Genomic DNA, 13,446 nt, shown 5'->3' on the forward strand with positions numbered 1-13,446 from the left:
GGCGGTCGCCACTTGCAATGGGTAAATGCGCATATGGGCAGAGCAGAAATCACGATCTATGGCGCAGGCGCTTTTGGGCTGTCCTGCGGATATGAGGCGGCGAAGCGCGGTGCAAAGGTGCGGGTGATCGATCCTTATGGCGTGGGGCATGGCTCGTCTGGCGGCATTGTCGGCGCTTTGGCGCCGCACACGCCGGAGCGTTGGAATGCCAAGAAAGAGTTTCAGTTTCAAAGCCTGATCATGGCGCGCACGCACTGGCCGGAGGTTGAGGCGACCGGGGGCGTGTCGTCCGGGTACGGCAATCTGGGGCGGGTGCAGGCCATTAAAGATGAGCGTCAGTTGCAACTGGCCCGCGAGCGTGAAGAACAGGCGAAAGAACTTTGGCGAGGCCAAGCCGACTGGCGCGTGGTGACACAGGGCGAGACCGGATATTGGGCGCCGCTCAGTCCGACCGGATACCTCATCCATGATACGCTCTCGGCCCGGTTGAACCCGTGGCGGGCGTGCCAAGCACTGGCCGCAGCGATCACTGCGCTGGGCGGTGAGGTCGTGACCGAAGGGCCTGAGGAGGGCGCGGTGATCCATGCCTCCGGTTGGTGGGGCCTTAAGGCGCTCAATGAGGCCTTTGGCAAAGAGGTCGGCAATGGCGTGAAAGGACAGGCTATCCTGCTTGATCTGTCGCTGCCAGAAGCGCCGCAGCTTTATGGCGAGAGCCTGCATGTCATTCCCCATGCAGATGGGACCACGGCGATTGGCTCGACATCCGAGCGGGACTTCGAAAGTCCCGAGACGACCGACGAACAGGCCGCCGCGCTTTTGGAGCGGGCGATTGTGGCGGTGCCGATGCTTGCGGGCGCGAAAGAGATCCGGCGCTGGGCCGGGGTGCGTCCGCGCGCCAAATCCCGTGCGCCGATGCTGGGCGCTTGGCCGGGTCGTGACGGGCATTTCATTGCCAATGGCGGGTTCAAGATCGGCTACGGCATGGCGCCGCTGGCCGCACAGGTTTTGATTGACCTCGTACTGGAGGGGCGCGACGCTATTCCTGAGGATTTCCGCGTGGAGGCGAGTCTGTGACGATCCTCAATCCGCATGAAAGAGCGACCTTGGCCTCAAACCGGCTTTGAAGCCGCCTCGCGCAACGTGCTCATCAGCTTTTCAAGCCCCGCAATCGTGCGATCATTCGTGAGGCGCCCCTGATCGTCGAAGGCGTTGGAACTGTTCGCGACCAAGACCTCTGGCGCTTGTAGAAGATGCGCGTTGAAGGGCGTCATGGCCCACCGCAGGCTATATTGCGATCGTTCACCACCCGCGCGCCCTGCCGCCGCGGACATGATCGCGACGGGTTTGTGCTCCCAAGGTTTTAGACCTGTGCGGCTGATCCAGTCGAGCGCGTTTTTCAAGAGGCCGGGGATCATCTTGTTATACTCTGGCGTTGAGATCACCACGGCATCGGCGTCACGGATCTGCTCGGCCAATGTTGTGACCGCCTCGGGCATTCCCTCGGCCTCCAGATCTGCGTCATAAAGCGGTAGGCGCAGATCAGCGCGGGTGAAGTCGCAGGGGCCAAACAGGCGCACGGCCTCATGCATCAACTTGGTGTTGGTCGACTGTGCCCGCAGAGCGCCGGAAATGCCGAGGAGGTTCAGAGTCATATTGGCTCCTAGAAAAACAGGTGAACGAAGAGCGGCGCGACAAGGGCGGTCAGGATGGCGTTCAACACCATGCCGATGCCCGCAAAAGCCCCCGCCGTGCCGTGGACCTGAAAGGCCCGCGCGGTGCCGATGCCATGGGCGGCCACGCCGGTGGCAAAGCCGCGGCCGCGGTAGTCGCGGATGCGCAAGGCATTTAGCAAAGGCGTGGTCACCACCGCACCGATCACCCCGGTGATCAGCACCAGCGCCACGGTGAGCGTCGGCAAGCCGCCGATGGCCTCAGAGACACCGATGGCGACGGGTGAGGTCGCGGCTTTGGGCACCAAGGAGAGCAACAATTCGCCGCGCAGCCCGCAGGCATAGCCAATGGCGACGGCGGAGATCATGGAGACGGTGCCGCCCACAACCAGCGCGGCCAGCATGGGAACGGCAGCGGCTTTGACGCGCTGCCAGTTCTGCCAAAGCGGAACCGCGAGGGCGACAGTGGCCGGGCCCAACATGAAATGCACGAATTGCGCGCCTTCGAAATAGGTCGCGTAGCTGGTGTCGGTGAGTTTCAAAAGCGCGGAGAGCAGGATCATCGAGATCAGAACGGGATTCACCACGGGCTTGTTGCCCGACAGGTTGAAGCAGCCGAGACCGATCAGATAGGCGAAAAGCGTCACTGTCAGCCACAACAGCGGCCCTTCGGAGAGGTAACTCCAGATGTTAAGAATTTCGTTCATTCGGGGGTCTCGTCGGGGACGCCTCTTACGCGGTTCACATATTTGAAGGTCAAAGCCCCCGCCGCGATGGACAGGACGGTGGACCCCACAAGAGCGGCTGCAAGTGGCAGGCCGATGTCGGAGACTTGGTCGAGATATTGCACCACACCGACGCCCGCAGGCACGAACAGCAGAGACAAATGCGAGAGAAATCCGGTGGCGGTTTTCTCAATGGCGTGGCCGATGCGAGGTTGTAGCAAAAGGAGGGCGGCCAAGAGGATCATGCCGACCACTGGGCCGGGGAGGTTCAGGGACAGTGTACGGGCGAGGATTTCGCCGACCAGCTGGAACCCCAGAAAAAGTCCAAAATGAAAGATCATGCCGCCGCCGCACCTCGTTTGTGATCGCTGTTGGGCCCATGTCAGGCCATAAGCCGCGAGTTTACAATGCAGGGACGTGGTCGCAAGCGCAGAAGCGGCAAGAGAACGCGCGCCGCGCAGAGAGCGTGACGCGCGCGGAACAGAGTGAACGGTTTCGCTTATTCCGCAGGCACGGGGTCGGCGGTCGAACGTGCGAAATGCTGTCTGTTGAGGCGGACCACCAAGGCGATCATGGCGACTTGGAACGCGATGGCGATGGCGGTTAGGATCCAATAGGTAACGCCGAACTTTGTGAGGACGCCGGCCTGCACCAGACCCGAATTCACGAAGAACTGGATCAGGACGGAGAGCGCAACTCCCGGACAGACGAGCGCATAAGACCCCGCCGAGGTTTTCGAACCAAAGACGAAATCCGTGAGATAGCCCTGACGTTTCAACACGACGAGACCGAGGCCAAGGAAGACGACCTGTAGCGACAGCATCCGGGCGAGGAACATCATCGTGCTGGCCGGGTCGGAATGGCCGTCAAAGGTATGCAGCCCGTGGTTTTGACGCAGGAAGAGGATCGAGAGGATTGTCACGATGGGGATCACGATCAAAAGCGTGGGGCCGGATTCTTCGTGTGTGCCGTAATGCAGCATCGAGTTGAACGCAGTGGTCAGTGCCACGAGCGCGTAGATCAGTGCGGCCACGGCAAAGAAGGTCGACAGCACCAGAGCGGTCGCAACCACCCAGGGCACATGTGACATGGCGGCAGGCGCGGCAAATCCGACGCCGATCATCGAAAGTGCAAAAGCCGGAAGCATCTGGGCAAAAGAGTTGTGCGCGGTCACATCGAACACACCGCCTTTTGACAGAACACGCCCAAGGAAGTCACCGATGGTCGACAGGGCAATCCAGCCGATCAGCCCAAAGGCGATCATCGCGAAGGGAAAGAGATATTCCACGATGGACCAGAGGTTCGGTACAAAAACCAGCCCCGCGATGAACAGCCCGTTTACCGACATGGCCAGCGCCAAAGGCATCGCCAAAAGTGTGGACTCGGCATTCGAGTTGCGCAGCTGCGTGTAGCGCTCGGTTTTCTTCAGCGCCGCATATTGGTTCAGGTTCCAGATCAAAAGTTTGAGGTTGAGAAAGACGAACACGGCAATACCCGCGATGGCGGCCGCGATCCCGAAGCGCATGGGCAGGCTTCCTGCGGCCCATGCGGCCAAGATGTCCTCAAACACCGGAACAGGGCGACCGGGATGCGGCACCCAGAACATCAGATACATGAAGAAGGTGACAGAAAGGCCACCCGCGCCCAATGAGGCGAGAAAATACGTTGGCACGTAGTGGTGCGTCGCGTGAGATGGTTTCATCAACGGTCTCCCATTCATATTCGTTTTGTCGAATATAATGGAGGCAAAACCTATATCTTTGATACATGTCAAACTGTCGTTAGGCTCTCCCGGAGCCCGGCGTCGGCATTTTGTCGCAAAGTGACGGCCCAGATGACGAGCCTGTCTTTTGAGCCAACTGCTCTTTTCAGACCGAATCGTTTAGGAGGAGGCAAATCTTGAAATCTGCTCGAGGGGACAATGAAGCTGGCGCGCATCACCACCTACCCGGTGAAGAGCTTGACCGGGACGGATCATGCCGCCGTCAAGGTTCAGTCCATGGGTATTGCAGGCGACCGACGCTGGGCCGTTGTCTACCCGAATGGGAAGGTAGCCACGCGGCGGGAATTGCCCCATATGGCGCATTTGAATGCGGTCGATACGGAGATCGGTGTCTCGATTTCATTTGAGGGCAGCCGTCTTGATGTGCCTTTCCCCAGCGGTGCGGCCGTTTCGGTCCGCGTGTTCTCGACCGAGGTCGAAGGGGTGGAAGATGCCGGCAACTATGCCTCGCATTTCCTGTCTTCTGCGCTCGAACGCGAGGTGCGGCTGGTTTATTTTCCTGACCATGCGCGCCGTCCTGTGGATCGCATCTATGCTCCGGATGGTCATTTTACGGCGCTCTCCGACGGTTTTCCGCTGCTTTTGACCACTCAGGCCTCCTTGGCGGAGTTGAACGCGGAACTGGCCTCTCCGGTCGAAATGCGCCGTTTTCGGCCCAATGTCGTGATCGCGGGCGATATCGAACCCTGGAGCGAGGACACATGGCGTGTGCTGCGTATCGGCTCGACCATTTTGCGGATCGTAAAACCCTGTGATCGCTGTGTGATGACGACCCAAGACCCGCAAACCGGCGAGCAAACCCATCCGCACGAACCCTTGGCGACGCTGCGCCGCATTCACCGGTCCGTGTCCGGCCAAATCATCTTCGGTCAGAATATGGTCGTTGAGGAAGAGGGCAGCATGGTGCTCGGTGATGAGGTCGAGGTGCTGGAAACCGGGCCGTCCAACCTGCTTGATCCGAAGCGCGGCGGGATGCAGTCGTTTTAGCTGACGCAGTTGCGGGCGTGAAATGACCGGGCATGGAGTGGCGTTAACGATCAGTTAACCAAGCTGACGCACTCTCTCGTCATGAAACTCCGTCTTATGCCTCTTTCTGCGCTCGCGCTTATGCTCCCAGCCTGCATGGTGGATAGCCCTGCGCTGGGCTATTCGCGCGCGGCCTTTTCCACAGTCGAACTCGGCGGCAACAGCTACCGCGTTTATACCGAAGAGACCCGCAATTGCGTCGAGGTCCATCGCGTTAATTTCGTCTTTCCGCCGCCGTCGCGTCTGGAGATCCTGATGCAAATGGAAGCCGCCGCGAAGCAGGTCACCCAGTGCAATGTGAAGAAAGGCACCTTCATCGGGGATCAGGCGATGTCGAAAGGTCAGCTGGACTGTTCCGAAGGGCCGGGGGCGAAGGATTGGGTGCCGGGCACCTGCAACACGATGCCCTGGCGCTGAGCACAGCACTCATGAGAGGTGTGTGCCGTGCGTCGGGGCTTGCCCGCGCCACGATTTCAAGGCATCACATCTGCCAACTCTCATGAGGTATCCCGATGGATTATTCGAAAATGGGTGGCCCGAAAAAGGCCTCCGCAGCTCCCAAACATGGCGAACACAAACGTCAGGCTCCGGCTGGTAAAGCCGCGCCCAAAGCCGAGCTTTTGGCCCGGATGAAAGCCGCAGCCCAAAAGAAGACTGAGAAGTAAGTCGCTCCGGCTGGCTGATTTGCGGCGCGTGAATGCGATATTTTGTGGATAACTCTCCGGTTTTCCCCATATCTCGCGGCTTCACCGTTGACTCACGTCCGCCCCTCCCAAAGAATTTTCATCTGTAGGAATCAGAAAAGAGTTTTCGTTTGCGTTTCACCCGTCTGCGTCTCAATGGCTTCAAAAGCTTTGTGGACCCCACCGATCTTGTGATCGCGGATGGGCTGACGGGCGTTGTCGGCCCGAACGGCTGCGGGAAATCGAATCTTTTGGAGGCGCTGCGCTGGGTGATGGGCGAGAACCGCCCCAAGGCGATGCGGGGCGCGGGCATGGAAGACGTGATCTTCGCGGGTGCTTCAACCCGGCCCGCGCGCAATTTCGCCGAAGTCTGCCTGATGATCGACAACTCGGAGCGCCTCGCGCCCGCGGGGTTCAACGACAGCGACTCGGTCGAGATCATCCGCCGCATCACCCGCGACGCGGGCTCCGCCTATAAGGTGAACACGAAAGACGTGCGGGCGCGCGACGTCTCGATGCTCTTTGCCGATGCCTCCACCGGTGCCCATTCGCCGGCGCTTGTGCGTCAGGGTCAAATCTCAGAGTTGATCAACGCCAAACCGAAGGCTCGCCGACGCATTCTCGAAGAAGCCGCAGGGATTTCTGGGCTTTATCAGCGCCGCCACGAGGCGGAACTGAAACTCAAAGGCGCGGAGACCAACCTCGCCCGCGTCGATGACGTGATCGAGCAGCTTGCGAGCCAATTGGCCTCGCTTGCGCGTCAGGCCCGCCAGGCCGCGCGCTACCGCGAGATCGGCACGGAGCTGCGTCACGCCGAGGGGCTTTTGCACTATCGCCGCTGGCGCGATGCCGATCTGGCTCGGGCCGAGGCCGAAGACGTCTTGCGCACTCGGTTGAAACAGGCCTCTGAGGCAGAACGCCTTGCGCGTGACGCCGCGAAACAGCGTGAGAAACTCGAAGAGGCCTTGCCGCCCCTGCGCGAGGAAGAGGCGATTGCGGCGGCCGTCTTGCAACGTCTCACCGTGTCACGCGATCAGCTCTCTGATGAGGAGCGCCGCGCTCGCGAAATGATCGAAACCCTGTCGCGCCGCATTGACCAACTGGTCGCCGACATGGCGCGGGAAGAGCAGCTCAACAAGGACGCAGGCGAGACGATTTCGCGTCTCGAATGGGAACAGCGCGAGCTGATCAAAGCCGCCGAAGGCCATGAGCCGAAGTTGTTGGAAGCCTCCGCCGAGGCCTCGGAAGCCAGCCAGATTTTGGCGGATCGTGAAACCACGCTGACCGAAATGACTGAGGACGTCGCTCGTCTGGCGGCACGCCATCAGTCGGCGACGCGTCTGGTTGAGGACAATCGCAAGACATTGGATCGCGCGCGCGGCGAGGCGGATCGGGCGCGGGGCGCGGTTGAGACGGCGCGCGAAACGCTGGCGCAATCCGCAGAGGCGCTGGATGAAGCTGAAGCACAGCAGGAGGAGGCCGTTGCCCGCACCGAAGAGGCCGAGGCGATGTTGATTGAGGCCGACGAGGCCCGGACCGAGGCGCAATCGCGCGAGGCGCTGGCCCGTGCGGCCCGCTCCGAGGCCGAGGGCGAAGTGGGCGCGCTGAAGGCGGAAGTTGCAGCCTTGGCGAAGATGCTCGACCGCGACCAGATCGGCGGCGCGCAGCTTTTGGATTTGGTGAAAGTCAAATCAGGATATGAAAAAGCGCTCGGTGCGGCGCTTTCTGACGATTTAAGACAGCCTTCGATTGAGAGCTATCAGGCCTCCGGTTGGGTCACTTTGCCGGACTACCCAGATGATCAGGACCTGCCCAACGGGGTAGAGGCGCTTGAGGAATACGTTACCGCACCGCCGGTTCTGGGCCGTCGTCTGGCGCAGATCGGGTTGGTACGGGCCGAGGACGGCGCGCGGTTGCAAGCCGATCTTGAGCCGGGGCAACGGCTTGTTTCTATCGAAGGTGATATGTGGCGTTGGGACGGGTATCGCGCAGGCGCCGAAGATGCGCCGTCAGCTGCGGCACTGCGGTTGCAACAGCTCAACCGGCTCGAAGACCTGAAACAGGAACTCGTCGCGGCAGAGGCCAAGGCTGCTGGTGCGGCGCAGGCGCATGAGCATCTCAAAGCGGAACTGACCCGCCTGACCGAGGCGGATCGTATGGCCCGCGAAGCCCGCCGCGATGCGGACCGCGCCATGTCCGAAGCCGCGCGGACCCTGTCGAAGGTCGAGAATGAAAAGACCTTGGCAGAGGGGAAGGTCGAAAACCTTGGCCTCGCCGTGGCGCGCCACGAGGAAGAGGCACGGGGGGCGGAGCAACGTCTGCGCGAGGCGGAAAAAACGGTGAAGGACCTGCCGGATTTGCAAGCCGCGCGGTCGGACATCGAAGAGGTGAAACTTGCGGTCGAGGCCGCGCGAATCACTATGATGACGAAGCGGTCTTCGCATGATGAAATCCGCCGCGAAGGTGAAGCACGCACGCGTCGTTCGCAGGAAGTTACCAAGGAATTGTCCGGCTGGCGGCATCGTCTTGAGACGGCTGGCAAACGGATTGCCGAGCTTCAGGATCGCAAGGAAGCGACCGAAGAAGAACTTTACGAAGCCGCCGCCCAACCCGAGGAAATCGCCGAAAAGCGCGAGGCCCTGATGGCGCAAATTGAGGAGGCGGAGCATCGTCGCAAACGCGCGTCCGATGGTCTGGCCGTGGCCGAAGAGGGGCTGCGCGAGGCGGTTCATGCGGAGCGTGAGGCGGAGCGTTTGGCGTCGGAGGCGCGTGAGACCCGTGCTGCGTCAGAGGCCCGTCGCGACGCAGCGAAAGAGACCGTCGAGGCGGCGCTTGAGCGTATCCGCGAAGAGTTGGAAACCACGCCCGCGAAACTTTTGGAAGAGCTCGACATCGAACCGGAGAAAATCCCCTCGCATGAGGTGATCGAGGTAGATGTGAACCGGTTGAAACGCCTGCGCGATAGCCTTGGGGCGGTGAACCTTCGGGCCGAGGAAGATGCGAAAGAGGTGCGTGAGGAACACGACACCCTTTTGAAAGAAAAGCAGGATTTGGAAGAGGCGATCAAGACGCTGCGCTCCGGGATTGCGTCGTTGAACCGTGAAGGGCGCGAGCGTTTGCTGACCGCCTTCGAGCAGGTGAACAGCAATTTCTCCATGCTCTTCACCCACCTGTTTGGCGGTGGTGAAGCGCGGCTCATGATGGTCGAAAGCGACGATCCGCTGGAGGCCGGTCTTGAGATCATGTGTCAGCCGCCGGGCAAGAAATTGTCGACGCTGTCGCTCTTGTCGGGGGGCGAACAGACGCTCACCGCACTGGCGCTGATCTTTGCCGTGTTCATGGCGAACCCGGCGCCGATCTGTGTGCTGGACGAGGTCGACGCGCCGCTGGACGACGCCAACGTGACGCGGTTCTGCGACATGCTCGACGAGATGACCCAGCGCACCGATACGCGGTTTTTGGTGATCACCCACCACGCTGTGACGATGGCCCGCATGGACCGCCTGTTTGGCGTGACCATGCAGGAACAAGGTGTGTCGCAGCTGGTGTCCGTGGACCTGAAAAAGGCCGAGGCGCTGGTGGCCTAACCGGCCTTAGGCGTCCAAATCCTTGATCGAGGCTTCGGCCTCGCCGTTGATCCAATAACCCGCCGCCTTCAGCCATTGCAGAGGATGACCCATGTCGAGAACAGCCTCGCGCAATTGCTTGGCGATCCCGGCCTCGGTGGCGATCCAGACGAAGGTGCCGGGCGTCAACGCGATCTGCGGCAGAGCATCCAAGAAGGGCTGAGCCTCGGTCGCCTGATCCATCGGACGATGCACCCAATGGGAGGTCACATCGGCTGCACTTTCGATCACTTGTTCATCTTCGCTGCCTGGCACGGCGGCGATCATCGTGACCTTCACACCTGCGGGCAGTTCTTCGAGTTTGCGGCCCATGGCAGGGAGGGCGGTTTCGTCGCCGATCAGCACCCAATGGGCAATCTCGCCTTCGATCACGCGGGAGCCACGGGGGCCTGCGACCTGAACCGTGTCGCCGGATTTCACATCACGCGCCCAGCTTGCCGCAGGACCCTCGCCGTGATCGGCGAAGTCGATGACCAACTCTTGCGCCTCGGTGTCGAACCGGCGCGGAGTGTAATCGCGTTTCGCCGAGTCTCCGTCCGTGGGGATAATCATTTTGAGGTGATCGTCAAACGAACCGCTGGCGAAATCTGCCAAATCGGCCCCGCTCAATGTGATACGGATCATATGCGGGGTCAGGCGTTCGGTGCTGGCCACGGTGAGGTCGCGGAATTTCAGCTCATGCCGCATGCGGCGGATGGTGGGGGCAGTCATGGCGAGTCACTTTCACTGGTTATTCTGATGTTTGCGCAAAACAAACTATTTTACTCAGAAAATGCAAGCCCCGCCATAACACAGGGCCTGTGCATCCCGGACCACTGCCCCCGAAATCCCTTGTTTTACAGGCGCGACAACAGCGCAGGCGTGGGCCATGCATCCGCGGGCAGGCCCAGCTTCTCCTGAACGCTTTGCACCGCCTCACGGGTTTTCTCGCCCAGAATGCCGTCCACGCCGCCTACGTCATAGCCCATGTTCACGAGTTTCTGTTGCAGCTGTTTCATCTGCGCACCCGAAAGCCCGGCGTCCGGGTTGCCCGCATTGTAAACCGGAGCACCTTCGAGACGGGTGGCGAAGTAGGCGGCAGTGGTCACATAGACAAAGCTCTTGTTCCACTCGAACAGGACCTCGAAATTCGGATAGGCTAGGAAGGCCGGTCCGTTGCGCCCCATCGGCAAAAGCACCGAGGCCTGAAGGTTGCCGTTCTGGAACGACCCGCTGCGAGGCTTGACGCCGAGGCGTTCCCAGTCGCGCACGGACATTTTGTGGTTCAGGCCCGTTGTCGACCAGTCGAGGGTCGAGGGCAGGGTGATTTCCTGCAACCATGGTTCGTTCGCGCGCCAGCCGAGATGCCGCAGCATTTTCGCACCGGACATGAGCGCATCGGGGGCGGAGGACTTGAGCCGGACATGGCCGTCGCCATCCCCATCGACACCGTTTTCAAGGATGTCTTTCGGCAGCATCTGAACCATACCAATCTCACCGGCCCAGGCGCCCTGCGTGGTCGCCGGGTCGAAATCGCCATGCTCGAACAGGGTGAGTGCGGCGAAGACCTGCGGCTGGAACAATTCCGGGCGGCGGCAATCGTGGCTCAGGGTCATCAGCGCGTTCAGCGTGTTGAAATTGCCCTGCACCTGACCGTAGTCGGTCTCCAGCGCCCAGAAGGCCAAAAGCACGCCGCGCGAGACGCCATAGTCGCGCTCGATCCGGTCGAAGACGCTTTTATAACGCGACGCATTCGCTGCGCCGTTCTGGATCCGGTTCTGGCTGATCAACGCGCGTGAAAAGTCGATGAATGTTTTTTGAAACACGCCCTGCGCGCGGTCGGCGCGGATCACTGAGGGGTCGTGACGCACTGAGGAAAAGAACCGATCGACGTTGGCCTGCGCGTGACCTTGTTGCACGGCGGATTGCTTCATCTTGCTGACAAAGCTTGAGAAGTTCCCGCCACAGGAGACATTGGCAGCGGCAGGAGAGGCGAGGGTGACCGCGAGTGTGAGGCCGAGAGAGCCGACGAGGGAACGCATGGATTTACCTTTTAAAGTCATAATTTGAGACAGGATAACGGGCTGTGCGATGTCACGCAAATGACAGAATAGCGACGCAGACAAAGACGAGCGCCCAGGCGCTCCAAAGCCGATGGCAGGCGGCGTCAATGTCGCAAGGATTGGCCTCTTGTCCGTGGGGGTTGACCCAAGGATAGTCGCGCATTTCGCCGTGATAGGCGCGGGGACCCGAAAGAGCGACACCAAGGCTGCGTGAAAGTGCCGCTTCGGGCCATCCTGCATTGGGGGAGCGATGGCGGCGGGCTTCGGCGAAGATCTCCCGCCAAAGCGACAGCTTCTTGCCCCAAGGAAAGAGAAGGAGTGCCGTGAGCCGTGCTGGGATCAGGTTCAGCACATCATCAAGCCGCGCGGCAGCCCAGCCAAAGTCGCGATGCCGCTCGGTGCGATAGCCAATCATGCTGTCGGCCGTGTTGGTGATTTTATAGACCAGAATGCCGGGTAGGCCGAACAGCAGAAACCAGAAGGCGGGGGCAATCACCCCATCGGAGAAATTCTCAGCGGCGGATTCGATGGCGCCGCGTGCTACGGCGGGTGCATCCATCGCGGAGGTGTCTCGCCCGACGATCATTGATACCGCATGGCGCCCCGCTTCAAGTGAGGTCTCAAGCCCGCGCGCGACCGCTTTGACATGATCGACCAGTGATTTTTGCGCCAGAAGTACCGCGCCTAGAAGGATTTCGAGCAGAGGGATGTGCCGCAGCACAAGCCCGAGCGCTGCGGCACCTATGACCAAAGTGAGCATCAAGAGAATGCCCTTGGCCTTGCGTGCAGTGCCTTTTTCCATGTCGCGATTGAAACGTCGGTCGGCCCACCCAATCAGGCGGCCCATCATGACGGCCGGATGCGGCACGCGGTCCCAAAGCCACTTCGGTTCGCCGAAAACCGCATCGAGAACAAGAGCCACTGTGAGCGCCAAAGCAGTGCTCACAGCGCAGCCTCCAATTGATCCCATTTGTCCTCGGGCGGAAGGCCGAGACGCACCCACGTGTCCGAATAGGGGAAAATGCGCGACCAGACGCGACCCTTGGCCAGCTTGTCCTGAAAGGCGCGGGCATTTGGTACCTCGTAAAGGCGAAAGAGAGAGGTTCCGCCGAGACATTTTGCATCTTTATTTTTTAAAAGAAGATCCAATTTTTCAGATAATTTGTTTAATTTGATATTTGTCGCTGCACCCCATGTCGCATCATTAAGTGCCGCAGAGCCAATCGACAACGCTGGGCCGGACACCGCCCAAGGGCCAATCAGCGCGGACAAGCGATCAATCAACTCGGGGGCGCCGATCGCGAATCCAAGACGCAATCCCGCAAGCCCCCAAAATTTGCCAAAGCTCTTGAGCACGATTGTGCGTCCGTCCGTTACGCGTTCAATCAGGCTCTCTTCCGGCGTCACATCGCAAAAGCTCTCATCGATGATCACATAGGGGGCGGTCAACTCTCCGTGTTGCCAAAGCCGTCCATCGGGATTGTTCGGGTGCACGACGACCTGCACATCTGCGGCTTGGTCCGGTTTGTTCAAAACCAGCCAGCCGTGTGCATCAAAGGCGCCGGCGTGTTCATTGTAGGTCGGGGTTTGGATCTCGACCTTTCCGACGGGCCAGAGCGCAGGCAAGCGTGCAATCAGACTTGAGGCGCCGGGCGCGGCAAGGATGGCGGCGCCGCGCGGCACGTTCCAAAAGCTGCGCGCAGATTGGATCAACGCGTCCTGTGCGGCGGCATCCGGAAGCTGGGACCAAGCGTCTGGGGCGATGTCGCCTATGGGATAGGGCGTCGGATTGATGCCGGTCGAGATGTCGATCCACTCCGATTTCTCGCCGCCGTATCGGGCGACAGCGGCATCCAGACCGCCACCATGATCGCGATGTTTGCTCATAGGC

The 13,446-nt window shown here is 60.6% G+C and carries 13 protein-coding genes; 5 read left to right on the forward strand and 8 right to left on the reverse strand.

All coding sequences use genetic code 11. The features are described 5' to 3' along the window. Positions 1 to 33 precede the first annotated feature (33 nt). The gene (locus J5Y17_RS02265) at positions 34 to 1,074 is read left to right on the forward strand and encodes an FAD-binding oxidoreductase (protein ID WP_219783570.1); all 1,041 of its coding nucleotides are present in this window, start codon (positions 34 to 36) and stop codon (positions 1,072 to 1,074) included. A 35-nt stretch (positions 1,075 to 1,109) separates the two neighbouring features. Here J5Y17_RS02265 and J5Y17_RS02270 read toward each other — a convergent pair whose 3' ends face one another. The 4 genes from J5Y17_RS02270 to J5Y17_RS02285 form a co-directional block, all read right to left on the reverse strand. Continuing rightward, positions 1,110 to 1,652 (reverse strand): NADPH-dependent FMN reductase, encoded by a 543-nt coding sequence (locus J5Y17_RS02270; protein ID WP_219783571.1) that lies wholly within the window; start codon positions 1,650 to 1,652, stop codon positions 1,110 to 1,112. An 8-nt stretch (positions 1,653 to 1,660) separates the two neighbouring features. Further along, on the reverse strand, positions 1,661 to 2,377 hold the full coding sequence (locus J5Y17_RS02275; protein ID WP_219783572.1) for an LrgB family protein: 717 nt from the start codon (positions 2,375 to 2,377) through the stop codon (positions 1,661 to 1,663). After that, positions 2,374 to 2,736, reverse strand: a complete 363-nt coding sequence (locus J5Y17_RS02280; protein WP_219783573.1) for a CidA/LrgA family protein — start codon at positions 2,734 to 2,736, stop codon at positions 2,374 to 2,376. The genes J5Y17_RS02275 and J5Y17_RS02280 overlap by 4 nt, the downstream gene beginning before the upstream one ends. 158 nt (positions 2,737 to 2,894) lie before the next feature. Continuing rightward, positions 2,895 to 4,097 (reverse strand): hypothetical protein, encoded by a 1,203-nt coding sequence (locus J5Y17_RS02285; protein ID WP_219783574.1) that lies wholly within the window; start codon positions 4,095 to 4,097, stop codon positions 2,895 to 2,897. Positions 4,098 to 4,316: 219 nt separating this feature from the next. Between J5Y17_RS02285 and J5Y17_RS02290 the strand changes: the two genes are divergently transcribed. From J5Y17_RS02290 to smc, 4 genes are all read left to right on the forward strand, one after another. Continuing rightward, positions 4,317 to 5,165, forward strand: coding sequence for an MOSC domain-containing protein (locus J5Y17_RS02290; RefSeq protein ID WP_219783575.1), 849 nt, complete (start codon positions 4,317 to 4,319; stop codon positions 5,163 to 5,165). Between the two features lie 81 nt (positions 5,166 to 5,246). Then, a complete protein-coding gene (locus tag J5Y17_RS02295; protein WP_219783576.1) occupies positions 5,247 to 5,621 on the forward strand; it encodes a hypothetical protein in 375 nt (124 codons plus the stop codon). Between the two features lie 95 nt (positions 5,622 to 5,716). Beyond that, positions 5,717 to 5,869: a hypothetical protein gene (locus tag J5Y17_RS02300; RefSeq protein WP_219783577.1), complete on the forward strand. Its 153-nt coding sequence runs from the start codon at positions 5,717 to 5,719 to the stop codon at positions 5,867 to 5,869. A 149-nt stretch (positions 5,870 to 6,018) separates the two neighbouring features. Continuing rightward, a complete protein-coding gene (gene smc, locus J5Y17_RS02305) occupies positions 6,019 to 9,474 on the forward strand; it encodes a chromosome segregation protein SMC (RefSeq protein ID WP_219783578.1) in 3,456 nt (1,151 codons plus the stop codon). Positions 9,475 to 9,480: 6 nt separating this feature from the next. On the opposite strand, the gene J5Y17_RS02310 is transcribed toward smc, so the two are convergent. The 4 genes from J5Y17_RS02310 to J5Y17_RS02325 all read right to left on the reverse strand — a co-directional run bounded on the left by J5Y17_RS02310 (position 9,481) and on the right by J5Y17_RS02325 (position 13,442). Next, positions 9,481 to 10,224 carry a siderophore-interacting protein gene (locus J5Y17_RS02310; protein ID WP_219783579.1) on the reverse strand — a complete coding sequence of 248 codons (744 nt, stop codon included), beginning with the start codon at positions 10,222 to 10,224 and terminating at the stop codon, positions 9,481 to 9,483. 125 nt (positions 10,225 to 10,349) lie between these two features. Beyond that, positions 10,350 to 11,534, reverse strand: a complete 1,185-nt coding sequence (locus tag J5Y17_RS02315) for a lytic murein transglycosylase (RefSeq protein WP_219783580.1) — start codon at positions 11,532 to 11,534, stop codon at positions 10,350 to 10,352. A 52-nt stretch (positions 11,535 to 11,586) separates the two neighbouring features. Beyond that, a complete protein-coding gene (cbiB, locus tag J5Y17_RS02320) occupies positions 11,587 to 12,501 on the reverse strand; it encodes an adenosylcobinamide-phosphate synthase CbiB (RefSeq protein WP_219783581.1) in 915 nt (304 codons plus the stop codon). After that, complete coding sequence (locus J5Y17_RS02325; protein WP_219783582.1) at positions 12,498 to 13,442, reverse strand: threonine-phosphate decarboxylase; 945 nt, start codon at positions 13,440 to 13,442, stop codon at positions 12,498 to 12,500. Before J5Y17_RS02325 ends, cbiB begins: the two co-directional genes overlap by 4 nt. Positions 13,443 to 13,446 lie beyond the last annotated feature (4 nt).

The organism is Celeribacter sp. PS-C1 (assembly GCF_019429625.1).
Classification (GTDB): Bacteria; Pseudomonadota; Alphaproteobacteria; order Rhodobacterales; family Rhodobacteraceae; genus Celeribacter.

Excerpts from the sequence above, each read along its gene's own strand:
- J5Y17_RS02315 (WP_219783580.1), bottom strand. The coding sequence starts at position 11,534 with ATGCGTTCCCTCGTCGGCTCTCTCGGCCTCACACTCGCGGTCACCCTC.
- J5Y17_RS02300 (WP_219783577.1), top strand. The coding sequence starts at position 5,717 with ATGGATTATTCGAAAATGGGTGGCCCGAAAAAGGCCTCCGCAGCTCCC.
- J5Y17_RS02265 (WP_219783570.1), top strand. The coding sequence starts at position 34 with ATGGGCAGAGCAGAAATCACGATCTATGGCGCAGGCGCTTTTGGGCTG.
- J5Y17_RS02290 (WP_219783575.1), top strand. The coding sequence starts at position 4,317 with ATGAAGCTGGCGCGCATCACCACCTACCCGGTGAAGAGCTTGACCGGG.
- J5Y17_RS02325 (WP_219783582.1), bottom strand. The coding sequence starts at position 13,442 with ATGAGCAAACATCGCGATCATGGTGGCGGTCTGGATGCCGCTGTCGCC.
- J5Y17_RS02295 (WP_219783576.1), top strand. The coding sequence starts at position 5,247 with ATGAAACTCCGTCTTATGCCTCTTTCTGCGCTCGCGCTTATGCTCCCA.
- J5Y17_RS02270 (WP_219783571.1), bottom strand. The coding sequence starts at position 1,652 with ATGACTCTGAACCTCCTCGGCATTTCCGGCGCTCTGCGGGCACAGTCG.
- J5Y17_RS02275 (WP_219783572.1), bottom strand. The coding sequence starts at position 2,377 with ATGAACGAAATTCTTAACATCTGGAGTTACCTCTCCGAAGGGCCGCTG.
- J5Y17_RS02285 (WP_219783574.1), bottom strand. The coding sequence starts at position 4,097 with ATGAAACCATCTCACGCGACGCACCACTACGTGCCAACGTATTTTCTC.
- J5Y17_RS02310 (WP_219783579.1), bottom strand. The coding sequence starts at position 10,224 with ATGACTGCCCCCACCATCCGCCGCATGCGGCATGAGCTGAAATTCCGC.
- J5Y17_RS02280 (WP_219783573.1), bottom strand. The coding sequence starts at position 2,736 with ATGATCTTTCATTTTGGACTTTTTCTGGGGTTCCAGCTGGTCGGCGAA.